The organism is Ruegeria marina (assembly GCF_900101475.1).
GTDB classification, from domain to species: Bacteria; Pseudomonadota; Alphaproteobacteria; order Rhodobacterales; family Rhodobacteraceae; genus Ruegeria_B; species Ruegeria_B marina.
Genome location: NZ_FMZV01000019.1, coordinates 24,915 through 48,749, shown reverse-complemented (window position 1 = coordinate 48,749; position 23,835 = coordinate 24,915). Strand labels below are relative to the sequence as shown.

The following is a 23,835-nucleotide window of genomic DNA, read 5'->3' as shown; positions in this document are numbered from 1 at the left end:
CCAACCCTCGCAAAAATAAAACAAAATCAATGCGTGTAGTTTTTCAGATGATATTGATTCTTGCAACATTCATGGTTTTTGAGGACCGGTTGCCACGAAAAGATAGGCCCATTCACCTTGGAAATCCGGCGACGACGACAGTCGTTCGAGTGCGTTTTGCAGGAAAACGAGATAGTCCGCCGCAGGTTCCACGACGGGCCGCGGATCCGTGTAAAGCGGCGCGCTGACCGCAATAGTCACAGCGATGTCCTGCCCGAAAGGCGGCGCGATCTCCAGTTTCAAAGGCGTTTGCCCCGCCTCGGCCGCGGGTAGGGAGAACACCGTTCCGGCCTGATATTTTCGAGGAGTCGCCAGCGAAGGAGCAAGATGCAGGACCTGTCCCGCAGCATCGTAATAATCGACGTAAATATACGCGTCATAATCAGGTGCGGTCAGGTCGATCCGCAGCAGATCGCCTTCTGAAAAGGCGTATTCGCGCGCGAAACCCTGTGCCCCGATCATCGCCGCATCAGTATACTGCTCTTCCGACTGGGCCAGGCCGGTCGCCGCAATCTGGCCCAGCACGTTGCATTGCGGACGCGGCAGAATACGCAATCCATCCTCGACGGGCAGCACCGCGCCGAGTTGCGTCCGCAGCGCCGCCATTGCTGGCGCACGCGCGGCTTCTTCGGGCACGTGACCAAGAAGGCGGATTCGTCCGCTTTCAGGATCGAACTCGGTGCGCAGGCGGGCACAGTCAACTCCGGCCATTGCAGCCCGGATCCCGTCGCGCACGCCGGTTGCATCTGACGGTGCCAGAAAGGCCTCCACAGCCAGAAGCCCGGCAGCATCCAGCTCCGGAAGGCCAACCGCGCTCCAGTCGAAAGCAGCCGACAAGTGCACCTGGGGTGGGTCCGACGGCAGAGCCAGCCGCACCGCAGGGACCGCTTCCTTCACTTTCTCGCCGTTCGGCGCCGCGCCTGGCAACAGGGCCAGCGGGGGGGCCGGCAAACTGTCGAGCGGGATCGCAACCGGACGCGAACCTGGAATGGTCTCGGCCATCTCCCGGTGTGCGTGAACCGGATCCGCCGCAGGGGTGGCTTGCCCGATTTGCACCATGGATGGCAGCACCGCACCCAGATCATCTGCCACTGGTTGCGCCAATGCGGCGTTCTGAACCGGGACCGAGGCAGGCCGAGCAAGAGGCGCCTCGCTCGTCACTGAAGGCAACGGCGCATGCCTTGCCGTCAATTGCGTCACTGTTTCCACTGCGACCTCGGCAACCGCGGCGGCGGACACGGAATGCGGGGGCGCGGGCGACAGAACCATGCCGTCAGGAAAAACCGGTCGCGCCAACCCGGTCGGGATGCCGGTCGCGGTTGCTTGCCGGCTGCCGGCTTCAGCCTCGGGTGCATCGGATGCGTCGGGCGTGGCCGATTTTCCCTGAACCTGGGGCACCCGCAGCACCGCCATGGTCAACTCGGCAGGACCGACATCCTGCTGCGGTATTGGACGCGGCGACAGCAGCGCAACGACTGCCAGCAGAAAACCGCCATGCAGCAGCAGCGATGCCGCGCCTCCTGCCGCGACCTGAGTGAGCCGGGTCACCGGACAGGCTCCGGTGTCACGACCAGCACGACCTCGGCCAGTTGTGCCGCCTCGAGCGCCGAAAACAGCGGCAAGACATGCCGCAACGGCGTACCCGCATCGGCATTGACCCGGATGAGATCGACCTGATCGGCCGCGGCCGCGTATCTGACCCGGTCCATCCAGTCGGGTCCGGCCGGACGACCGTTCACGGCCAGGGCACCATCCCGCGCCACCGAAATGGTTACACCTCCACCCGGCATGTCCCGGCCGGATCCCGCAACCGGTGGCGTCACCTGAAACGGCGCCGTTGCATCAAGCCGTGCCACCAGCATGAAGAAGACCAGCAGAAAAAAGACGACATCGATCAGGGCCACCACCGGCTCAGCGCGGGTGGTCCGGGCTCGGCGACGCAGTTTCATGGATGACCTTCGATGCGAATGAGACGAGTCCGCGTGACACCGGCCCGGGCAAGCTCATCCATGACGCTTGCCAACGCCTGGACCGGCGCTTGCCCGGAGGGCAGGACAAGCACGGGCCGCACCGCTCGATCGTCCTTTTGCAACCATTCGGTCAGTTCGTCAGGCCGCAGCGTCTGGCCCTGCACCACGACATTTCCAACTGGTGTCAGCCGCAGCATCAACGGAGCCTCCGACTGCCCGACGGCAACGGGCGGGGGCAAATCCGAGACTTTCGACACCGGAATCATGTCAAGATCGAGATAGACCGACGTGACCATGAAATAGAAAAGCAGGATGAACAGCACGTCGATCAGCGGAACCAGCGTGACCCTGGGCAGGGTTCCGTTGCGACGAACCGGCTTCATCCGCCCGTCCGCCTGCGCACGGCGGCCATGGCGCCGACCATGGTGCGTTCAACTTCCGCTGCGGCAGCATCGGCCCGCGCGGAGAGAAGCGCCGCGCCGACAAGAGCAGGGATCGCCACCACCAGTCCGGCCGCTGTGGTCAGCAGCGCCTGCCAGATTCCGCCAGCAAGTATCGAGGCATTGGCTGCGCCTTCGGCCAACTCCAGGGAACGAAACGACTGGATCATGCCAAGAACGGTGCCTAGAAGCCCCAGAAGCGGCGCTATCATCCCGGCCAGTTCCAGAAACCGGACCCCACGGTAGAACTGCTGCGCCTCTGCATTGCCTCTATGTTCCACTTGCGCCGCCAGGACATCGTGAGGCACGCCCTCGGCAACCAGATCGCAGGCCAGCGAAAGCACCCGATCGGCAGCGCCGGTGCCAGCTGTGGAGGTGGTTTCGCCCTCCGCCAGACGCCGGAGTTGCTCGTCCCGCTGGGCCTGCCCCTTGACCGCGCCGTACAATGCCAAAAGACGCGCAACCAGCACCGTGACCGAGGCCACCGACAAGATGCCCAGCAACGCCAGGACTGGCCCCGCGACTCCCAGCCCGGACATGTCCAGATCACCCATGACTACTTGACCAGAGGCACGGATGCCTTGCTGTCGATTTCGATGATCTCGAAGCAATCGGCCTCGTCCCGGTTCTGCGGTTTGCAGCGTCCGATCTCGTGCAGCAGAATCTCGCCCAGACCATCGCAGCGAGTCTGCGGGAATTCGAAGAGCTTCAGAGTGGTTCGCGCCACCGGCAAGGGCGACGCGTCCACCGTCACCAGGCGATCAATCACCCCATCCGATTGCAGCAGCGCCAGTGACATTTCAAGCGCTTCGAAACTCATGCCGGTCTGGTTGCGGAAAAGGAAATATGCCCGGCAACTGTCGCCTTCACCTGGTTCCAGCTTGTTCAGTTCGACCACAAGAGGTCCTGCAAACTGCGCCAGACCAGCGGTTGGCGCCAGCAGCATCGCGGCAAAGATTTGACGGATCACTCTTCCAACTCCTTCCAGACCCATTTCCGGAAAGACTATCAGAGATTCTCTGCAAGGTCGCCCTGCTTGGAGTTTGGCGATTTGCGGTTGCTGTGAGATACTGCCTGCGATTGTTGTGGAGATTGCCATGCCCGTAACCCGACAGATCGACGGGGTGTCGATTGGTTTGTTCCTGGGGTTTGAGAACAACGCGCCCCTCGTCGTCTTTCCCGGCAACCCGAGCGACCATGCCATCGCTGCCCGCAGCCTTGCCCGGTTGAGCGGTACCGATGCGGGATGCGAAGTCGCCCTGATGTTCGAGGACGGGGATCTGACCCGACCGCTGATCCTGGGTCGCATTCAGGACCCGGCACGCGAACCGGCGGAACCGACTGTCATTCGCGATGGCGAAAATGTTCGCATCACGGCGAACAAACGGCTTGAACTCAGGGTGGGGAAAGCCTCCATCATTATGGAACAGGATGGCCGTATCACGATCCGTGGGACCAACGTCACCTCTCAGGCCAGCGCAGCCAATCGGCTGCGCGGCGGCTCGATACACCTGAACTGAGGTTGCATCGTGGATGGCCGGATCGTCGAAGATGTTGTCCGCGCCCATGCCGAAGGCGCGGCCTTTGCCTGGGCGCAGTTCAGCCTGGCCACTCTGGCGGACCCCTTCGACGAAGCCGTGGTCGAAAAGCGCCGCGCCGAGACCGAAGCGCATCTCGACGGGCTGCGCATTGCCGGCAAGCAGGCATGGCCCTTTCTGATCGATCAGCTGGAAACTTATTCGGAGCGCGGCGAAGCCTTCGCCGCCGCCACGCTGGCTTTCGAACAGTCGGATGCGCGCCGGCTCCGGCAGGTAATGGGCCTCGCGCTGAATGACGATGGCCGCGTTGGCCTGCGTGGAGCGGTGGCCTGGATCGCACCCGAACTGGCCGCAGCACATGTGCGGGAGTGGCTCGACGCACCAGAAGCAAGCCTGCGCTGGCTCGCTGTGTGCGCCTTTGCCGACCGCCATGCCGACCCCGGTGCCCGGCTGGAGCGTCTGTTGTTCGACCCGGATGACGATGTCAGGCAAGCGGCTTGTACCGCTGCCGCGCGCAGCGGACGCCGTGACGTCATTCCGCACTTGCGAAGAATACTCGATGAACAACGGCGGGAACTGGAACTTGCAGCTGTCTCTGCCCTGCTGGAACTTGGCGCCGAGGCCGACGACAGCCTGACAACAGCCCTGCGCCGTGCCGTCCTAGCGGGCGTGAACAGGGTGGAAAGCCTGCGCATGCTGGTTCGGGTCAGCCCTGCGGCAGACATCCGGGCGTGGTTTACAGCCTTGCTCGAAAATGCCGATACGGCACCTGTCGCGGTTCGCGGGGCCGGGATGCTGGGCGACAAGTCCATTGCGCCCTGGCTGGTCGAGAAGATGCGCGACCCGGCCCTGGCCGACGCCGCCGGCTGCGCCTTTCTGGACCTGTTTCCACAGGCCAGAACGGATTGGGACGATCTGACCTCTCTCGAACCCAATGACCACGGCCAGGCGTTTGTCGCGGCGTTCGGAGACGAGATGGAGGTTCTACCGGTGGCGGGAAGAGTTCTGGAATATCTTCGTGTAGCTGGTCTCAAGACCGATCGAACACCTTGAACACGTGGTCAGCGCTGTTCTCTTGGCCCCCAACTCGAGCCCGGATGAAAGCGGCTTAGCCATTCGTCCGCACTGCCCATGTTTTCCAGCCAACCCCCACCGTTGAATTCTCCGATATCCGAGATCAGTCGCCCGGCCAATACCTCTGCCAGAGCCTGGTATGGTTGCAACGGAACCGGCGGCCTGTTCACGTCAAGTATCGCTGGCGCGTCACCTAGCGCATACAGTGTGCCATGCGCGAGATCGAACATACGCACACCTTCCTGGCTACGCAGGCCGGACGCGATTTCCTTGTCCGGTTCCCCTCCCAGGAAATTCAGCCAACACGGCGATTTCACACCTGTTCGCATCAAGGTGAGCGTTGTCTTGAGCGCTTCGACATCAATTCCGTGAAACCGTCGCGCTGCAGCATGGATGTAACGGAAAGCCTCGAACCGAAGGTCCGGTTCATATGTGAACACCAGGCCACCATGACCAGAATGAGCGGGGAGCAGATCACCAAGACGGCAAGCGACATCAATCAGCAGATCCGGCGCTGTATCGATCGGAAAAAGCATGCGCACATAGCCATGCAATCCGGTGTCGCGCCGATGAAGTCGCCTTAGCTCCATCGACCAGGTTCCAGGCGCCTGATCGATTTTCAGGCCATCCCAGATCTGTGCCTTCAAGGCCCGGCCCATCTGGATCCGGCGCCGCGTGGCTTCGAACATTGGCCAGGTCAAACGCCCTTCAGCCGCCGCACGGGCAGATTCGGTAAGTACCGGACTGTCCAGTCGCGACCAGAAATCCAATTCGGATATGGTGAACAACGTCAGGCGGTCCGGCGGGCAGATTTCGCGCCACATGTCCAGCAAGGCATCGAACTCGCCAATCGTCAGCGCATCGTGATAAAAAACGAGCTCAAAGAGAACTTTGAACGCTGGCTTGCCGTTGATCCGGTCGGGTTCGGCCAGTGGCAGTGGCAATTGCATGCACTAACCCTCCTCAGTGCCGTTGAGTTCACGGTCGATCAGCACTTCGACGACTGCAAGGTCGCTTTCCAGCCAATCCACGAGCGAGGCATACCGGTCTATCTCTTCGACCCAGTCATATTCGACATATTCACCCGCCCCCCCTCCGGCCGGGATTTCGTAGAGCACCATCGGTCTTGAATCCTCACCGACCATGACTGGGAAGGCACCATGGCGAAGTGGGTTGTGGGCGGCGAACTCAGTAAAGAGTTCGTCCATGGCATCCATCGCTTCCACGACCCAGCGGGCGCCATATTCGCCGGCGCCCAGGATTTTCGCACGGCCATCCATGTAGTCGAAACCATCCCTGATCGACAAGAACCGGCGAAGATCGACGGGAAGTGGTTTGCCGATCAGCGACTCGGCCCTGCGCAAGTCGTCTTCTGCAGCTGGACCGGGATTCGGGCGCTCGAATGGCTCATCGAACTTCAATGTCTCATATTCCGCTTTGCGGTCGAGCATCCTGGCGATCAGTGCTCGCAGTTCTTCGTCAGTTGCAGGCATCCTCTTGCTCTCAGTCGCAGCAGTCGGGCTTCACCCCGGTGTGGCTGCCATTTGGTTTCGGGTCAAAGTTCTTGAGCGTTGTACCTACCCAGCTGTTGGCCCGGCTCGTCATCCACAGAAGATTGCTTGGATTGGTCGGGTGGCCGCCCAATTGCAGTTCCTGGACGTGATCCGGGCTGAACCCCTTGTAGTCATTGTCGGCGGCCTGTTGCTTCAGTTCCTTCTCGCATTCTTCATCCGCGACCTGAAATCCCATGTCTTCGGGCTTGCCCTCGCCTCCAATTCCTTTCCCCTTCTTCGCCTGACGATGAATGGCGGCACAGGCCGAGTTCCCCTCTTTGCGGGTTGCCTTGTATGCCGCCTTGTCATCGGTAACGCGGCTGAGGTCATAGGCTGGATCCTTCATTGCGGCATTCAGACGCCCGCACTTGGCACAGATCTCCTTTTTCTGGCAGTCCGTGAATTTCTCGCTGCTGGATGCGGGCGCGTCTTCGCACTTGATCTCGAACGGGTTATCCCCGCCATCCAGACCACCAACAGCCGGGTCGAGGTTCCCCGCCAAATCCACGGTATTCTGGTTGTTGTGGAACTTCTTGTCCGTGTGGCGGCAGGCGTTTTTGCCGTCCATCTTGACGTCGAAGGAATAGGTGATCCAGTCGGTCGCCTTCATGTTGACGTTGGATTTGACACCGCCGGCCGTGCCGGGCTCGTCGCCGTTCGAGGACTTGTATTGCGAGCCCTTGATGGCGATCATCTTGCCCATCGCCTTGACCGTGGTCGTCCCGTCTCCCAGCGTTCCCTGGTTGGCGATATTGGGATAGGGGATCGGCACCGGACCGCCGGGCGAGGGTGTCTTGCAGACATCCGGTATGGTTGCGATCGAGATGCCGATCGTCGACTTGTAGGTCAGTCCCAGACCGTTAACCAAGACATGACTAGGCATCGGCATCTCTCCTTGCGTCCGCCACCATCACTGCCGCGCGGCTGCCGTTGTCGGAACTGCCCCAGACCAGCGACAATGGTCCCTTGGCATACCCACGGGCGTGGGCCTCTGCGACCAGTCCGATACAGGCCGGTCCGGTGGCGGCGCCCAGATCGCCCCAGCAATCCGCCGGCGTTTCAAACCCGGCCGCGTCTCGGAACAGGCCGGAGCTGCGCAGGACGGCAAAACCGTATTCATTGCCACGATAACGTTCGCCGTTCATGTCACAAAGGATACGGTCGACCGGATGTTCGGGGTCCGGCAGGTTGTCGCGCATCTTGGCCAGAACCATGCCCAGCCCTTCTCCGAGGCATATCGTTTCGGTGCCTATCCTGTTTTCCTCTGTACCAGTTTCCGAAGCCAAAACGGATACCAGAGGCGCGAGTCCGAGCCGGGCAGCCGTTTCCGCCCTCGCCATCAGGCAAAAGGCCGCTCCTTCGCCGGGACAGAACCCGTAGATGTTGCCTTCGGAATGGAGACGTTCGGACTCGTCCAGCCACTCCATCGTCTCGGGAACCAGATAGCTGTCAACGCCGCCTGCCAGGCACAGTTCGGCACGACTTTCGGAAAGGGCAACCGCCGCGTGATGGATGGCCATGAGGCCGCCGCAGGTTCCTTCGGCGATTGCTCCGCCCATGGCCGGACGGAGTTGCGCCGCCATCGCCTGGTAGACCGCATCGGCATGCCCGTCCACCTTGCCGGGCCGGCTTTCCCCCGTGGAAAGCAGTAATGTCACTGGCGGAAGGTCTGACACATCGGATAAAGCCTGCAGCGCGTCCCTGGCGGCGGACAGGGCCAGTTCGATTTCCCGATCGACACCATTTGCCTGAGGATCGAGACCGATATCCCGCGTGACCTTCATGCACTGTCCGAACCGGTCGATCATGAAAGGGTGGTCCCCGATCGCCGATATTCCCGCCCGAACCGCCGCCGCCGACGCCGCGAGGGAAAACCCCAGGGGTGTACGCGCCCCAACCGACAGGATCACAACGGACTCCGCCATCATGCGTCCCCCAACCATACACCGGTGCGCCGGATCGAGTCCGGCACACCGGCGCGACGACGCACCGATACGGTCGTCGATTTCAAGCGTTCCTCGTCGTAAGGAACCGGTAGTGCCGAAAGCCAGACAACCGTGAACCGGCGTTCTTCCGGATAGACCCACAAGGAATGGATCTGGGCACCGCTGCGCCGCGTAGGCCGATTGTAAAACTCCGTGACGATGTCGAAGGTCACGCGGGGGATCAGGAACTGCCAGAACCCGTCAGGTGTGAAATTGCCGAGCCGGACATGCTCGTACCCGACCAGCGGCTGGGCGCTCTGCTGGTCGCGCGGAGCCGATTGATAGAACTGGCGGTCGAAATCGAGCGGCAAAAGCGGATCGCGGGTCTTTTCCCAGTGCCCATCATAGGTTCCCGCGTAGCGAACCCTTGGCTGCCAGTGCCGCGCGACCGGGCCGAAGCCTGCCGGACGTCCCCTTCCCGGTCCGGCATAGGGCGCGTCGGGATACTCGAAATTCGGTGCCGGGTGGCCCGCCAGACGCTGGGTATCGGTGGCAAACCCCGTCCCGATTGTGTTTTCCGGTTCCCAGCCGGGGTTTTCCGGATCCTGATCCCAGCCGCCATAGGTGCGACGCCAACTGAGCGGTATCCTGTCAAAATCGCGGGGCGCTCCTATGGCCAACCCGACAGGACCGACCCCCAGAACACGGTCACCCAGCACCCGCACCCGTTTGTCGATATCGGCAACCTTCAGCCGCAATTCGCATTCGACAGCCCGGCCCCCCGGCGCATGGGCCTGCCCGGCGACAAAGACATCCGTTCGTGGCTTGGCGATATTGAGATCGGTGTCTTCGACGAGTTCCGCGGTCGCGCCCGAGCCTTCGTAGACAGGCGACAGGGAAACAGGTCGCTGCTTTTCAGCCGGAGTCTGCACGCCATCCGGCGCAACATCGAAGGTCGCCTTGATGACCACAAGCCAGGATTCCGCTCCGTTTTCGTCGCGGGTCCAGCCGCGTTCGGCGGCAAAAGGGGTATTGTTGAAGAGCAGCCACATACCGGCCCTCAGCATCCAGACCTATTCGAACACGTAGTCAAATCCGCCATCACCACCGGTGACTGTCACCCTGGAAAAGCTTTCCCCGCTCAAACGCCCCTGTAGCAGCCTGCGGCTGAGTTCGGGCAAAAGAGTATTGGTCAGGATCGCGTCGATCATCCGGCCGCCGCTTTCGATCTCGGTGCAGCGCGCCTTGATCAAGTCCATCGCGCCCTCGCCCAGCACCAGTTTGGCATCGTACCCGGCTTCGAGCCGTTTCGCGATCGAGCGCAGCTTGTGGCCGGCAATGGCCTCGATCATTGCATCCGACAGCGGATAATATGGTATGGTAACCACCCGCCCCAAAAGGGCGGCAGGGAAAACCTTGAGCAATGGGGCACGCAACGCTGCCGTCAGTTCATCCTGATCGGCCAGCCTGTTTCCATCCTCGGTCATCGCCATGATTTCATCTGATCCGACGTTCGACGTCAGAAGGATCAGCGTGTTCTTGAAGTCGATTCTGCGGCCTTCGCTATCGTCCATCATCCCCTTGTCAAAAACCTGGAAGAAGATCTCGTGCACATCGGGATGCGCTTTCTCCACTTCGTCCAGCAGGATCACGGAATACGGCCGGCGACGCACCGCCTCGGTCAGGACACCGCCCTTGCCGTAGCCGACATATCCCGGTGGGGCTCCTTTCAAAGTACTTACCGTATGTGCTTCCTGGTACTCGCTCATGTTGATCGAAATCAGATTGTCTTCGCCACCGTACATCTGTTCAGCGATGGCCAGGGCAGTTTCCGTCTTTCCGACGCCGGATGGCCCGCATAACAGGAAAACACCGACCGGCTTTTCGGGCGCCTTCAAACCGGCGGAAGATGTCTGGATGCGGTTCGCGATCATTGCCATCGCGTGATCCTGGCCCACAACCCGCTCGGTCAGTGCCGCCGCCAGTGTCAGTGCACGCTCGGCCTGGCTGGCGAGCATCCGGCCCATGGGAATGCCGGTCCAGTCCTGCACCACAGAAGCAACGGCCATCCTGTCAACCGACGGCAGGATCAGCGGGTTCTCACCCTGTGCATTGGAAAGATCGCCCATCCGGTCGCGCAAAGTCTTTAGCGTTTCTTCGCGGTCAAACACCACTTCTTCGGGCAAATCCGTCTCTGCGGCCTCGACCTCACCCATCTCTTCGGCAGACGCGTCTCCCACATTGCCTGTGTCGTCCACAGCGGCGCCGACACCACGCAACCTGGCCCGCAGATCCAGGATTTCGGCCACAAGTTCCTTTTCCGCCGCCCAGCGTGCATTTGCAGCATCCATGGCCGCACGGGTCGTCTCGAGCGCGGCCTCCACATCCGCCTTGCGCTCGCTCACGTCGATCCCGATTGCCTCTTCGCGCTCGATGATACCCTGCTCGATTTCCAGCGCGGCCAGACGCCGGTCGATATCCTCGACCTCGGCGGGTGTCGCGTGCTGCGAGACCGCCACGCGGGCGCAGGCCGTGTCGAGCAGGCTGATCGCCTTGTCCGGCAATTGCCGGCTTGGGATGTAACGGTGCGACATGGCGACCGCGGCTTCGATCGCTTCGTCCAGCACTTCGACTTGGTGGTGTTTTTCCAGCACGCCCGCGACGCCCCGGCACATCAGCACGGCATTGGCCTCGGAGGGTTCTTCGACCTTGACCACCTGGAACCGGCGGGTCAGCGCCGGGTCGGGTTCGATATGCTGTTTGTATTCCGCCCAGGTCGTCGCAGCAATCGTGCGCAATTCGCCACGCGCCAAGGGCGGTTTCAGCAGGTTCGCCGCATCGCCGGTTCCTGCCGCGCCCCCTGCCCCGATCAGCGTATGCGCCTCGTCGATGAAGAGAATGATCGGCACGTCTGAGCTTTGCACCTCTTCGATCACCGATTTCAGCCGCTTTTCGAATTCGCCCTTGACCGAGGCACCGGCCTGCATCAGCCCGATATCCAGCATCTGCAACTCGACATTCTTAAGTTGTGGCGGCACGTCGCCCTTGGCCAGTCGCTGTGCGAAGCCTTCGACAACGGCGGTCTTGCCCACCCCCGCCTCGCCGGTCAGGATCGGGTTGTTCTGCTTTCGCCGCATCAGGATATCTATGATCTGGCGGATCTCGGCGTCTCGCCCCACCACCGGATCCATCTTGCCGCCGCGTGCGCGTTCGGTCAGGTTGACCGCATATTGCGACAGCGCCGTCTGCCCGCCCGGTTTGGGTTTTGCCTTGGGCGCATCGCCCGCGGCATCGCCGGTACGTTCCAACGAGGCGGCCAGCAACTCGTCAAGTTGCGCGGACATGGTGCCCGCATCAAGTTTGTCGAACTCGAGGCTCATCTTGAACAACAAACCTTCGAGAACCGGAGTCCTGAGCGCAGCCAGCAGGATATAGGCGGACCGGACCTGATCGTCGCCAAATTCCAGAGACCCGAAATTCCACGCTTCCTGAATCGCGCGAAAGATATGGTCCGAGAACTCCTCGACCGAACCCGCCCCGTGTGGCAGGGCATCCGTGGCCCGCAGCATGTCGCCGTCAAGCTTGCCACGGTCCACGCCCGCAGCCTCCAGCAACAAGGCAAAGTCGGACCGTTCGCTATCGGCGAGGGCGGTCACGAAATGCACCAGTTCGACATAGGGGTTGCCGCGCCTCTTGGCGGCCTGCGCTGCCGCTGAAAACGCCTTGAGACAAACCGGATTCAGCTTGCCCACGAGTTCCTTGCGCTTGACCGTCTCCTGCGCAGCACGTGCCGCCATGGCAGACCTCTTATCTGAAAAATGTTGTTGGAACCGGGTTCCGATGAAATAATCGTCCCATTGATATTCCGGTAAGTGTAGGCCGGATTTGTGATTGAATCGACAGTTTTTCTTGGAACCTGCCTCAGCTTACGGAGCCTCTCAGATGATCGATCCGCTGCCCTCCGACATGTTCCGCCCAGGGCAGGTTCTGAACAATACCTACGAGATCGAGGGCGTTCTGGGTCGCGGTGGAACCGGCGAAGTCTATCTTGCGCGCAACCAGATCACGGGGCGCAGCTTTGCGATCAAGGCGCTCAATGCACGGTTCTCCGGCAATGACGATTACCTCGAACTCATGAAGCGCGAGGAAGAGATGCGCGCGATCGTACACGATGCAGTCGTGCGTTACGCCGATTGTTCGCGGGCGGATTCCGGCCAGGTGTTTTTGGTGATGGACTACATTGACGGGCCATCCCTGAACGACGTCATGTTCGAGCGCCGCCCGTCCGATCGCGAATTGATGATCATCGCCCACAGAATCCTGGAAGGCCTGGAAGCCACCCATGCTCAGGGCATCGTGCATCGAGATCTTTCACCCGACAACATCATCCTGCGCGGACGCGAGGCCGAGCGCGCCACGATCATTGATTTCGGGATCGCCAAGGACACCTCTGCCAACGCCCGCACGATTGTCGGCAACGATTTCGCCGGCAAATACGAGTTCGCCGCCCCGGAGCAACTGGACGGCCGCTCGGAGTTCCGGACCGATCTTTATGCGCTAGGCGCCTCGATCCTTGCCGCGGCCAAGGGCGAGATACCCGATGTCGGAAGCACACCCGGAGAGATCATCCGTCGCAAACAGCAACCGCTCGACACTTCGCGGCTGAAGGAACCACTCAAGGGGCTGATCGACTCGTTGAGCGCTCCGAAACTCGAAGACCGACCTGCCTCGGCGACCGAAGCACTTCGGCGGCTTGACCGGATACTGAAACCGCATTCCGCGGAAAAGGCCGGCCGCAAGTCCGGTTCGGGAAGCAAACGAACCAAGCGAGTGGTCCTGGGTCTTGTTCTGTTGGGCCTCGCAGGCGGCGCGACTGGCGGCTACATGTTGTTCGGAGATCGGCTGTTTCCGCCGCCGCTGCCGCTGGCGGCGCCCTACATGTTTTCAGCGGTTTTCGAGAATGGCAGCCTGTCCCTGGCCGCTCATGCCCCCGATGCCGAGACTGCAACCGCGCTCGAAGCCGCGGCCACACGTATCGCAGGCGTGTCACCGGCATCGAACGACATCACGCTGGCGCAGGGCATGCCGGTTCCGGACTGGCCAGCCAAGGCCGAGGAACTTTTGGCACTTGCGGCCCGCCTCGCCCCGTGGCAACTCGAAATCGCAGACACGCAGGCCACGCTGGTCGGGCTTGCCCCAGATCGGGAAGCCCGGGACGCCCTTGAAAGCCGGATTGACGAATGGGAAAAGCTTTCGGGCTTTTCGGTGCGCACGGAACTGGCCGCCGGTCCCGAAACGCTGACGGCGGCCGACGTCCAGAAGCTTGTCGATCCGCTGGCGAGTTGCGGCCCGCTGACCCAGACGGATGGCGGCGATGCAATCTATGGTCTGACGGATACCATCACTCTCTCCGGCGATCTGGAACAGCCCGAAGACGCGGCAATGATTCAGGATGCGCTGCGCCCACGGATCGGGGACCGGGACTTGCGGCTGGACACAACCGTTCTGAACCGCGATCTGTGCGCCATCCGGGCGGTTCTGCCCCCGGCCCCGTCGGATGCCCTGTCGATCCGGCTGATCAACGGCGCAAGCGGCCAGACGTCTCTGACCGGGGTATTTCATACAGGAGAGAACCCGGTCGTCGATGTCCGCGTCCCGGCATCCACAGCGGGATCACTCTGGGTGATGGTCGTGGACAATACTGGCAAGGTGTTCCACATCCTGCCAAACGTCGTGCGGACAGAGCATGAGCTGGGCGAACTTGGCACCGTGGAAAACGGATTGCGGGATGTCCGGGTCCTGTGGTCGATAGCCGAGTTGCAACAGGACGATTCACGTCTTGCCATCCAGGTCACGGAAGGTGACTACGGAAAAAGCGAAGTCATAGCCATTCTCAGCCGGACGCCCCTGTTCGACATGCGCCGACCACGGGATGAAAGCGTATCTTCCGTCGCCGAAGCGCTGGCCGAAACCCTGCGCGGGCGAGAAGCAGACATACTGGGCGTGGCCAGCAGGATCATCGAAGCCCGCCAGTGACCGGCACAAATCGCAGACACAGGTCGTATTCCGGTGGCGACATCGCGTGGCGGAAAGCTGCACATACGGCGTCTTCGACTATGGCGTAGGTCTCCATTCAGTTCGCCCCAAGACAGTCGGGCCGCGCCAAAATCCTGTTGAGGGCAGCGAGCGCATCAGGATCGAACCAACCTGCGCTACCGGGAAAACTCATCACGGTTTTCTCGCGAACAGATGCGAAGGACAATGTTCACCGGTTTCCAGAACGCGGACCATCAGAGTCCAGGTGTTTATCTGGTAGTCTATGTAATCTTTGCCGCATGCGGCGCAGAACTCTTGATATCTGCGGTCTTTCAGGTCAGCCAACTCGTTTTGCGCCCGCTCCAGGTACCAGCGGTTCCGCGATACGACTTTCACCTCCCGGAAACCGGCCTTTTCCATCGCAGAGCGATAACGCTCGGGCGATCCCATTGCGAATCCCAGATCCTCGGCGGCGACATAGGCCGCCATGTCCGCTGACATCGGACCATCGTGCCCGATCATCCAATCGCCAACAGCAACCTGACCGCCAGGAGCCAGGATGCGGAACAATTCCGCAGCCAGAGCGTCCTTGTCCGGGACGTGCAACAACGAATCCTTGGAAAAGACCAGGTCGAAGGCTTCTTCGGCAAAGGGTAAAGGGCCGGGATCGGCCCTGACGAAACTCACCCGCTCGGCCAGCCCATCTTTTTCGGCGCGGCGAGACGCGACTGCGACCACCGGAGCTTCGACATCGAAGCCGACGATCGACGCAAGTGGCCTGGTCCGCGCAAGATGCAGGACGTTGCCGCCAGAACCGCATCCGATGTCGAGCACCCGCAACCCGGTGAAGTCGATACCGGAAACGATCCGGTCCACCTCATCCGTACCGCCCGGAGACAGATGGCCCTTGCCCCATAAAAGTTCGAGAAATTCAATCGCGTGCGCATCATAGTCCGGGTTTTCCGCATCTGCCGCTGTTTGCGCCATCTCGCCGTCCTTCGCTGGTTTTAAGGCAATGCTAGCCGCTTTCCATTTCTTGATGCCAGCTTTTGGCTTGCCTGAAAATGGAGTCTGGACTAAAATTTATTTAACCGCTCAAAAAAATATTGGACAAGGACATGACCACCAGGCGCACCGGAAGCCAAGCGAAAAGCGTGGAAAACGACCGTGACCGCAGCGGTCTGCCGGCATGGGGCTACTTCAGTCAGGACCTGCTTGAGCAAGAGAAAGAAGACCTGTTTCGCCGGCATTGGCAGGTCATCTGCCATGTCAATGACATTCCAGGACCCGGCGACTTCTTCACCTGCGACATCGTCGGCGACCGCGCCCTGATTGTTCGCGATTCCGAAGGAGCCGTTCGCGCGTTCCACAACCTGTGCCGCCACCGCGGCAGCCGGGTTTTGGGTGCCGAACAGGGAAATTGCCGGAATTCCATCGTGTGTCCGTTTCACGGCTGGGTCTACAATCTGGACGGCACTCTCAGAAGCCCCGCCCAGCCCGACAGCCTGCCCGATCTCGATCCGGTGGAATGGGGTCTGAAACCGCTGGAATCGGAAATCTGGAACGGGTTTGTATTTGTCCGCTTTCAACCCGGCCCTCAGCCTTCGGTCTCCCATCTTCTGAGGCGCTGGGACAAGGAACTGGCGCAATACGGAATGGACCGGATGGTGCCCGACAGCAACGGCGTCTGGTCGACCGAGGTCGAGGTGAATTGGAAATGCATTCGCGACGTGGACAATGAGGGCTATCACGTTCCGATGGCGCATCCGGGGTTGGACGATCTGTTCGGACGGAATTACTTCGACGAACCATTCCGCGACGGGACATCACGTTCCTTTTCGAAGTTCCGGGCGGGCGACGGGCGTCTTTGGAGCGTCCGGAACTACAAAAAGATCCTGCCCGATGTTGCTGATCTCGACACCGATCACAAGCGGGCATGGCTTTACATCGGCGTGTTCCCGAATTTCGTTTTCGGTCTTTATCCTGACTCGATCTATTTCTACCAGGAAATCCCGGTCGAGGTCGGCCGCACCATCCAGCGGGGTGCCGTGTACCGCCATCCCGACGAAGGCCGCAGAATGCGTGCGGCGCGCTACCTGTCCAGTCGTATCGACCGCATCACCTCTCGCGAGGACGAGATGCTGACCAAATGGACCTGGGAGGCAGCGTTTTCATCCGTCTATGACGGCGTAATTCTGTCCGACCTGGAAATCGGGGTCATGAGCTACCACGACCAGTTGCGACAGGTCTTTCCCATCCTGAAGGAAGACGAACCGGAACCCGGAACATTGAAACAACGCAACGACGCATTGCGAAAGGAAGCCGGAAAATCCGGGGAATTGCCGACCTGAGTAAACAGGATAACCTGTCGGAACCGCGCACCGAAAAATGCCGGACCGACAAACTGGGAGTTGCACAACTGATCGACCGAGACCAAAGGCAAGGCCTGATACTGATCGGCCCGCCGTTTACATATGCAGTGCTGCTTCTGGCTGCGCCGCTGGCGATGGTCGTGACGTTCAGCTTCTGGACCCAGAACTACCTGGATCTCGATACGACCTTCACGCTTGCCAACTACCGCGAGGCCTGGACCGATCCGCTGTATCGAGAACTGATGCTGCGGTCGCTCAGAATATCGGTGGTCGTTACGGTTGCTACCGTCGTCCTGGCCTTTCCCATCGCGTATTATGTCTCTTTCCACGTCCGAAACCACAAGGCGCTCTGGCTTTTCCTGATCACGGTTCCGTTCTGGACCAGCTATCTGCTGCGGGTTTTCCTGTGGAAGGTGATCCTAGGGTACAACGGCGTTCTGAACTCGGCGCTGCTGGGCCTCGGCCTGATCGACGAGCCGCTGTCTTTCATCCTCTATAACGCCAATGCGGTGGTCATAACGTTGGCCCATGCCTGGGCGCCATTTGCGATCCTGCCGATCTTCGTGGCGCTCGAACGGATCGACCGATCGCTGCTCGAAGCGGCCAAGGACCTGGGCGACGGGCCTGTGCGCAGTTTCTTTCGGGTGACATTGCCGCTGGCGATGCCCGGTGTTGTCGCGGCCACGATCATCGTCCTTATCCCGACCGTCGGCGATTACATCACCCCGCGTCTGGTCGGCGGAACCGAAGGGCTGATGATCTCGAACATGATCCAGGTTCAGTTCGGCAAGGCCAACAACGCACCGCTGGGCGCGGCGCTCGCGGTATCTTCGATGTTCATCGTCGGCGGCCTCAGCCTGATGATCTTCTTTGCGACACGCAAGATCGGGCGCGGAGGCGCGGACTGACCATGTCGAACCGTCGGAACAAATTGAACTGGCTGAACACCTACGCCGTCGTCTACATGGTGTTTCTTTATGCCCCGGTCGTGCTTCTGCCGATCTTTGCCTTCAACAGTTCAACCATCATCGCCTTTCCGCTGAGCGGCTTCACGACCGAATGGTTCGGGGTTCTCTGGACGACCGACGCGCTGCACAGCGCGGTCAGGAACAGTTTGCTGGTCGCAGTGTCCGCCGCAACGATCAGCACCGTCCTTGGGCTTTTTGCGGCCCGCGCAGTGGCACGCTATTCTTTCCCCCTGGAGCGCGGCATCATGGGTCTGATCATGCTACCCTTGGTGCTGCCCGAGATCATCATCGCGGTGGCCCTGCTGATCGTGCTGATACAGCTGGGTCTGAGCCTGTCTCTCTGGACCGTCGTCCTGGGGCATGTGCTGATCTGCACGCCCTTCTCCATAGCGGTTCTCGGTTCCGCCTTCAGGGGCCTGGATCCCAGCATGGAGGAAGCCTCCTTTGATCTTGGTGAAACACGCTGGGGCACCTTTCGCCGCGTGACTTTTCCGCTGGTGCTACCAGGGGTGATCTCGAGTCTTCTGATTACCTTCACGATCTCGCTGGACGAGTTCATCATCGCCTTTTTCCTGACCGGAACCGATGTCACCCTGCCTGTCTACATCTGGAGCCAGATGCGCTTTCCGGCGAAACTGCCCAGCATCATGGCTCTCGGAACCATACTTCTGGGCCTGACCGTTGCCTTGCTGATCCTGGCCGAAATCTTCCGCCGCCGTTCAGCCACGCGCCGCGGTCTCGATGCCTCCACAACCGAAGGGCTTGTCTGAACATGCGCGACACCGAAAACCCTCAGGCCCGAACGATCATCGCGCTGAATGCCGTCACCAAGAGCTTTGGTGCGGTACAAGCGCTCAAGGGGATCACCGCGAATATCCGGGAAGGTGAGTTCTTTTCGCTGCTGGGCCCTTCGGGCTGCGGCAAGACGACCCTTTTGCGCATGATCGCGGGGTTTGACGAACCTACGACCGGAACCATCGCGATCGATGGCAAACCCATGGCCGGGATCGCCGCCAATCATCGGCCAACCAACATGGTCTTCCAGAGTTACGCGATCTTCCCGCATCTCAGCGTCGCCGACAACGTGGGCTACGGGCTGAAGAAACGCCGCCTGCCAAAGGCCGAATACAGGCGAGAGGTGGAACAGGCGCTGGAGATGGTCGATCTTGGCGGTTACGGCCCGCGCGCGGCGCACACCTTGTCGGGCGGTCAGCGTCAGCGCGTCGCGCTGGCCCGTGCCCTGATCATGAAGCCCAAGGTTGTTCTGCTGGACGAGCCGTTGTCAGCGCTCGACAAGAAACTGCGCGACCAGATGCAGCTGGAACTGCGCCAATTGCAGCGTTCTGTCGGGATCACCTTCATTCTCGTGACCCACGACCAGGAGGAAGCGTTGATCATGTCCGACCGCATCGCAGTGATGTTCGATGGGCAGATCGAACAGCTCGCCACACCCGAAGACCTCTACCGGCGTCCCGTCAACCAGCGGGTTGCCTCCTTTATCGGGGTGATGAACTTTCTTGGTGCCCAGGTTTCCGGGTCGGATGAAAACCAAGTGTCACTCGACGTTCAGGCATTGGGAAGGATCGACATTCCGCGTGCTGGCCTGCCGGAAGGAATGAAGCCCGAGGATATCCACCGTGTCGGCGTGCGACCCGAAATGATGACCATTCTGATCGACAGCGCCACCACAGCCGAGCGCATCATCGAAGGAGAAGTGGTCGAAACCTCCTATTACGGCGACATGACCTACTATGCGGTCAGGTTGATCGGCCTCGAGGAGCCAGTCACCATCTCCATGCGCAACACGGCCGGGCGCGCCGTACTGCGCCCGGGCGAGATCGCGCGCGTCGGTTTCGCAACGGATTCGATAATCTTGTTTCGCTGAGGCGAAGATCCCTTTCCGACGTCCGGCTAAAAAGGAGGTTCCGCATGACTGGAAAACCTACACTGCATCCTACTCCGTGGCAGGACGAAATCTCCGAACTGATCGCGGGGTACAAACGAGGATATGCGCTGGCCCAGCCGTTCTATACGTCCGAGGCCGTATTTCAGCGCGATGTCGACCGCGTGTTCCTGAAGGAATGGCACCTTGTTGGTCATGTCAGCGAATTGCCCGAACCCGGCGACTATCTTTTGTTCGAACTTCTGGGCGAAAGCGTGATCGTTGTACGCAATCGCGAAGGTGCTTTTCACGCGCTTGCAAACGTCTGCCGCCATCGCGGATCGCGCGTTTGCCTGGAACCGCGCGGCAATGTCAGCCGATTTTCGTGCCCTTACCACGCCTGGGTCTACAATCTGGACGGCAGCCTGTTTTCAGCCCGCCTGATGGGTGCCGACACGGACAAGAACAGTCTGGGCCTGAAACGGTTCGCCATCGAAGTGTTCCACGGGCTGATCTACGTGTGCTTCTCGGATAGGCCCGAGGATTTCTCGACCGCCCGTACAATGCTGGAACCGATGGTTGCGCCCTTCGGTCTGGTCCGAACCAGGATAGCGGCGCGAACTTCCTATCCGGTGGCGGCAAACTGGAAGCTGCTCGTCGAGAATTACAACGAGTGCTACCATTGCACCGCCGCCCATCCCGAGTTTTCGCGCAGCCATGTGATCCATCTGCCCGAGCGGCTTTATGAACCGCTGAACGCCAAGGTTGGCGCCAGGGCTGCGGGCACAGGGGCGCCGGCGGACCGGCTAGATGCCACCGGCCCGAACAAACCGAAGGGGGCGATAGACATCTACTATCGACGCTATGCCCTGTTCGATGGCTACGAGACCGGCAGCGAAGACGGCAAGCCACTTGCCCCTCTTCTGGGCGACCTCAGCGGTTGGGACAGTGCCGCGTCGGACATCTATGTGGGCATCCTGAACCCGATGCTTGTCTATTCCGATCACGCCGTCATTTATCGCTTCATTCCCGTGGACAAGGACAATTCGATCCAGGAGATCATCTGGCTGGTGCACGAGGATGCGGTCGAGGGCCGCGACTATGACAAGGACAGATTGACCTGGCTTTGGGACGTGACCACCGAAAGCGACAAGCTGATCATCGAAAAGAACCAGGAAGGGGTGAACTCGCGGTTCTACGAACCCGGACCCTTTTCACCAATGGAAAGCCATACCCGGTGGTTCGTCGAATCCTACCTGCGCACGATCGCATGAAACAAGCCGCCCGGAACACCTCCGGGCGGCTTCATCCTGCCTTGGAGGGGGTCAGAACCCGGCCTTGATCTTCTCGAAATCGGCGATCAGTTTCTCGCGCAGTTGCGAACTTGTCGGTGCCTGCCACAAGGTTCCCGCACGCAGGTTTTCAGAGGTATCGAGACCTACGGCCGCCAGATCTTCGGCGCTCATCTGGCTCATGGCCGCCGCGTTGGAATGGCCATAGCCCCAGGCTGAAACGATGTAGTCGGCGGTGCGCGGTGCCAGCCACGCGTTCACGAAATCGTAGAACTTGTCTTCGCTGCCCGGCGCGTCGACCAGTTTCGAATATCCGCACACCCAACTCGACGATCCTTCGTCCGTGTCGCGCTTCATTGCTATGGGATGGCCCTCGGCGCTCATGGTCGAGAAGGTTTCGTTCCACGCCCAGGCCAGATAAACCTCACCGCTCTGCATCATCTGGGCCAGAGAGGCGCCGTCGGTCCAATAGGCGCGCATGTTCTGGTGAACCTGACGGAGGAAATCGGAGGCCGCCTGAACCTGATCGTCGGTCACGTTGGTCCAGTCGCGGACACCCGTCGCCAGAAACCCGAGAGCATAGGCGTCATCCACATTGTCGGGAATGGAAACGCGTCCGGCATGTTTTGGGTCCGCAAAGGCCTTGAGCGACTGAACGTCCTCGGGCTTCAACAACTCGGTGTTGTAGGTGAGCGCCGTGTTACCCCAGTCGACTGGTACGAAATAGGGTTTACCGTCCTTCCAATAAGCCTCGATGTCACGGAACCCCGGTTCGAGATTGTCCCATTCGGTAATCTTCGACGTGTCGAGCGGAGCGAGGAGTCCGGCCTCGATCCATTTCGGCACCGATTGCGAACAGGGATGGACCGCGTCCGCCTTGAAACCCGCGCGCAGTTTCTGGAAGGCCTCTTCCTCGTCGGAGAAAAAGGCGAAGGTCGGGCCATCGCCGTACTTCTCGGTGAAGTCCACGAAGAACTCCGGGTCTTCGTACCCGGCCCAGTCGAACACGACCAGTTCCGTGTCTTCGGCAAAAGCGGCGCCCGCCACAAGACTGGCGGACATCAGCAACGCCATTCTGAAGTGTTTCATAAATTGTCTCCCTGTTTTGGTTCTCTTGTTACCTTCTGTTTTTCCTCGCTCGGGCGATCCCGGTCGAACGAACCCGTGCGCCGAGCGCACAAGCATTTTGCACATCGCAAAGGAAACCAGGGTACAAACTTGTCAGCCATCGACCTCCATTTCGCTTGAAACCTGCTCCAGTGCGTCCTCGATAATATCGAACATGGCGTCGATCTGCGCCTTCGAGATGATCAGCGGCGGCGAGAACACGGCCATGTTGATCAGCGGGCGCAGCAGCAACCCGTTTTCCTCGCAGATCGTGTCCAGGCGCGTGCCGAAATCACTGTCCAGCGCCAGTGACGAGCGCCCTTCGGTCACCTTGCCCTCGATACAGCCCAGCAGGCCCATGCCGCGAAGGTCTCCGACGATCGGGAACTTTTCGAAGCTGCGCAAGCGTTCCTGAAAATAGGGTGCGACCTCGCGCACATGACCAAGGACGTTTTCCCGCTCCATGATCTCGATGTTCTTCAACGCGGCCGCGCAACTGACCGGGTGCGCGGAATAGGTGTACCCGTTCGAGAAGAGAACTTCCTCCGGGCCTGTCATCTGTTCCATGACCCTGTCCGAAATGATGCAGGCTCCGAGCGGCAGGTAGCCCGAAGTCAGCCCCTTTGCGCAGGTAATCATGTCGGGCACGATGTCGAAGACAGGTTCGGAGGCAAACCAGTGTCCCAGCCTGCCGAAACCCGTGACCACCTCGTCGGAAATGTAAAGAACGTCGTGTTTTCTGCAAATTTCCAAAGTGCGCTTGTGATACCCTGGCGGAGGCACGATCACCCCGCCCGAACACAGGATCGGTTCGGCGATGAAGGCACCCACGTTTTCGGGGCCAAGTTCCAGGATCGCCTGCTCCAGATCATCGACCTTCTGATCGCAGAACGCCTCGATGCTCATGCCTTCGGGGCGGCGATAGGGGTCTACGTCGGGCAGGAAATGCACCAGCCGGTTTTCCTTGTCGAACCGGGTGCGGTTGCGCTCCTTGCCGGAAACGGTCGCCGACAGATAAGTCGACCCGTGATAGGCGCGTTCGCGTGATATCACGATCTTCTTGTCCGGCATTCCGCGCCGGTTGTTCAGGAAATGCATTGCGCGCAGCGCCGTGTCGACGGCGGTCGACCCGCCGGTGGTGAAGAACACCGTGTTCAGATCGCCCGGAGCGAACTCGGCCAGCCTGCGCGCAAGGATCGCGGCCGGTTCGGTCCCCGTCGAAAACGGCGAGGAATAGGCAAGCCGCATGACCTGATCCGAAATGGCATCCGCCATTTCCCGGCGGCCATGACCGATCTGCACGCACCACATGCCGCCCGGCCCGTCTATCATCCGGCGGCCATGGCTGTCCCACATGTAGATGCCATCGCCCCGGTCGATGATCTGCCCGTCTTCCTCGCGCCATGTGTTCATCATCGACCACGGCTTGAGGTTGTGCAGGCGATCCCACTCGTGCAACTCGTCCACCGTGGGGCTGTTTCTGACGGATTTCAAATGAGCTCCAGACATGATGTTCTCTTCATTTCGATCTTGATCCGAACCCGGCACCAGCGCCGAGTTCATGTTTCCTGGGCCGCAGGCGCCATTTTCAGCCCTGCACAATGGTTGCACTGCGCCTGCGGTGCAGGCGGCGAAAAGG

At 60.7% G+C, this 23,835-nt stretch carries 22 protein-coding genes; 8 read left to right on the top strand and 14 right to left on the bottom strand.

Annotated features, from left to right (window positions below):
- Positions 1-69: 69 nt before the first annotated feature.
- From BLT75_RS20455 to BLT75_RS20435, 5 genes are read right to left on the bottom strand one after another with little or no spacing between them, the layout of a single operon-like run.
- Complete coding sequence (locus BLT75_RS20455; protein WP_093036452.1) at positions 70-1,587, bottom strand: DUF4384 domain-containing protein; 1,518 nt, start codon at positions 1,585-1,587, stop codon at positions 70-72.
- Positions 1,584-1,988, bottom strand: coding sequence for an ExbD/TolR family protein (locus BLT75_RS20450; protein WP_093036449.1), 405 nt, complete (start codon positions 1,986-1,988; stop codon positions 1,584-1,586). The genes BLT75_RS20455 and BLT75_RS20450 overlap by 4 nt, the downstream gene beginning before the upstream one ends.
- Positions 1,985-2,392: an ExbD/TolR family protein gene (locus BLT75_RS20445; RefSeq protein ID WP_093036446.1), complete on the bottom strand. Its 408-nt coding sequence runs from the start codon at positions 2,390-2,392 to the stop codon at positions 1,985-1,987. Before BLT75_RS20445 ends, BLT75_RS20450 begins: the two co-directional genes overlap by 4 nt.
- Complete coding sequence (locus BLT75_RS20440) at positions 2,389-3,003, bottom strand: MotA/TolQ/ExbB proton channel family protein (protein WP_093036443.1); 615 nt, start codon at positions 3,001-3,003, stop codon at positions 2,389-2,391. Before BLT75_RS20440 ends, BLT75_RS20445 begins: the two co-directional genes overlap by 4 nt.
- A gap of 2 nt (positions 3,004-3,005) precedes the next feature.
- Positions 3,006-3,419 (bottom strand): hypothetical protein, encoded by a 414-nt coding sequence (locus tag BLT75_RS20435; RefSeq protein ID WP_245706598.1) that lies wholly within the window; start codon positions 3,417-3,419, stop codon positions 3,006-3,008.
- A 127-nt stretch (positions 3,420-3,546) separates the two neighbouring features.
- Between BLT75_RS20435 and BLT75_RS20430 the strand changes: the two genes are divergently transcribed.
- The gene (locus BLT75_RS20430) at positions 3,547-3,969 is read left to right on the top strand and encodes a DUF6484 domain-containing protein (RefSeq protein ID WP_093036547.1); all 423 of its coding nucleotides are present in this window, start codon (positions 3,547-3,549) and stop codon (positions 3,967-3,969) included.
- A gap of 9 nt (positions 3,970-3,978) precedes the next feature.
- On the top strand, positions 3,979-5,040 hold the full coding sequence (locus BLT75_RS20425; protein ID WP_093036440.1) for a HEAT repeat domain-containing protein: 1,062 nt from the start codon (positions 3,979-3,981) through the stop codon (positions 5,038-5,040).
- An 8-nt stretch (positions 5,041-5,048) separates the two neighbouring features.
- Here the strand turns inward: BLT75_RS20425 and BLT75_RS20420 are convergent, their stop codons facing one another.
- From BLT75_RS20420 to tssH, 6 genes are read right to left on the bottom strand one after another with little or no spacing between them, the layout of a single operon-like run.
- Complete coding sequence (locus BLT75_RS20420) at positions 5,049-6,011, bottom strand: type VI immunity family protein (RefSeq protein ID WP_093036438.1); 963 nt, start codon at positions 6,009-6,011, stop codon at positions 5,049-5,051.
- 3 nt (positions 6,012-6,014) lie between these two features.
- Positions 6,015-6,554 carry an SMI1/KNR4 family protein gene (locus BLT75_RS20415; protein WP_093036435.1) on the bottom strand — a complete coding sequence of 180 codons (540 nt, stop codon included), beginning with the start codon at positions 6,552-6,554 and terminating at the stop codon, positions 6,015-6,017.
- Between the two features lie 10 nt (positions 6,555-6,564).
- Positions 6,565-7,497, bottom strand: coding sequence for a DUF4150 domain-containing protein (locus BLT75_RS20410; protein WP_093036432.1), 933 nt, complete (start codon positions 7,495-7,497; stop codon positions 6,565-6,567).
- Positions 7,490-8,539 (bottom strand): beta-ketoacyl synthase N-terminal-like domain-containing protein, encoded by a 1,050-nt coding sequence (locus BLT75_RS20405; protein WP_093036544.1) that lies wholly within the window; start codon positions 8,537-8,539, stop codon positions 7,490-7,492. Before BLT75_RS20405 ends, BLT75_RS20410 begins: the two co-directional genes overlap by 8 nt.
- Positions 8,539-9,591, bottom strand: a complete 1,053-nt coding sequence (locus tag BLT75_RS20400; RefSeq protein ID WP_093036429.1) for a DUF2169 family type VI secretion system accessory protein — start codon at positions 9,589-9,591, stop codon at positions 8,539-8,541. Before BLT75_RS20400 ends, BLT75_RS20405 begins: the two co-directional genes overlap by 1 nt.
- 21 nt (positions 9,592-9,612) lie before the next feature.
- Entirely contained in the window at positions 9,613-12,336 is a 2,724-nt protein-coding gene (tssH, locus tag BLT75_RS20395) for a type VI secretion system ATPase TssH (RefSeq protein WP_093036426.1), read from the bottom strand.
- A gap of 145 nt (positions 12,337-12,481) precedes the next feature.
- Between tssH and BLT75_RS20390 the strand changes: the two genes are divergently transcribed.
- Positions 12,482-14,575, top strand: a complete 2,094-nt coding sequence (locus BLT75_RS20390) for a serine/threonine protein kinase (protein WP_093036423.1) — start codon at positions 12,482-12,484, stop codon at positions 14,573-14,575.
- Positions 14,576-14,767: 192 nt separating this feature from the next.
- On the opposite strand, the gene BLT75_RS20385 is transcribed toward BLT75_RS20390, so the two are convergent.
- A complete protein-coding gene (locus BLT75_RS20385; RefSeq protein WP_093036420.1) occupies positions 14,768-15,562 on the bottom strand; it encodes a class I SAM-dependent methyltransferase in 795 nt (264 codons plus the stop codon).
- Between the two features lie 131 nt (positions 15,563-15,693).
- Between BLT75_RS20385 and BLT75_RS20380 the strand changes: the two genes are divergently transcribed.
- The 5 genes from BLT75_RS20380 (at position 15,694) to BLT75_RS20360 (ending at position 21,071) form a co-directional block, all read left to right on the top strand.
- On the top strand, positions 15,694-16,926 hold the full coding sequence (locus tag BLT75_RS20380) for an aromatic ring-hydroxylating oxygenase subunit alpha (protein WP_093036541.1): 1,233 nt from the start codon (positions 15,694-15,696) through the stop codon (positions 16,924-16,926).
- 128 nt (positions 16,927-17,054) lie between these two features.
- Positions 17,055-17,855 carry an ABC transporter permease gene (locus BLT75_RS20375; protein WP_342728032.1) on the top strand — a complete coding sequence of 267 codons (801 nt, stop codon included), beginning with the start codon at positions 17,055-17,057 and terminating at the stop codon, positions 17,853-17,855.
- Positions 17,856-17,857: 2 nt separating this feature from the next.
- Positions 17,858-18,685, top strand: a complete 828-nt coding sequence (locus BLT75_RS20370; protein WP_093036417.1) for an ABC transporter permease — start codon at positions 17,858-17,860, stop codon at positions 18,683-18,685.
- A gap of 2 nt (positions 18,686-18,687) precedes the next feature.
- Positions 18,688-19,800: an ABC transporter ATP-binding protein gene (locus BLT75_RS20365; protein ID WP_093036414.1), complete on the top strand. Its 1,113-nt coding sequence runs from the start codon at positions 18,688-18,690 to the stop codon at positions 19,798-19,800.
- A 44-nt stretch (positions 19,801-19,844) separates the two neighbouring features.
- On the top strand, positions 19,845-21,071 hold the full coding sequence (locus BLT75_RS20360; RefSeq protein WP_093036411.1) for an aromatic ring-hydroxylating oxygenase subunit alpha: 1,227 nt from the start codon (positions 19,845-19,847) through the stop codon (positions 21,069-21,071).
- Between the two features lie 51 nt (positions 21,072-21,122).
- Here BLT75_RS20360 and BLT75_RS20355 read toward each other — a convergent pair whose 3' ends face one another.
- On the bottom strand, positions 21,123-22,178 hold the full coding sequence (locus BLT75_RS20355) for an ABC transporter substrate-binding protein (RefSeq protein ID WP_093036408.1): 1,056 nt from the start codon (positions 22,176-22,178) through the stop codon (positions 21,123-21,125).
- Between the two features lie 132 nt (positions 22,179-22,310).
- Positions 22,311-23,705 (bottom strand): aminotransferase, encoded by a 1,395-nt coding sequence (locus tag BLT75_RS20350; protein ID WP_093036535.1) that lies wholly within the window; start codon positions 23,703-23,705, stop codon positions 22,311-22,313.
- Positions 23,706-23,835 lie beyond the last annotated feature (130 nt).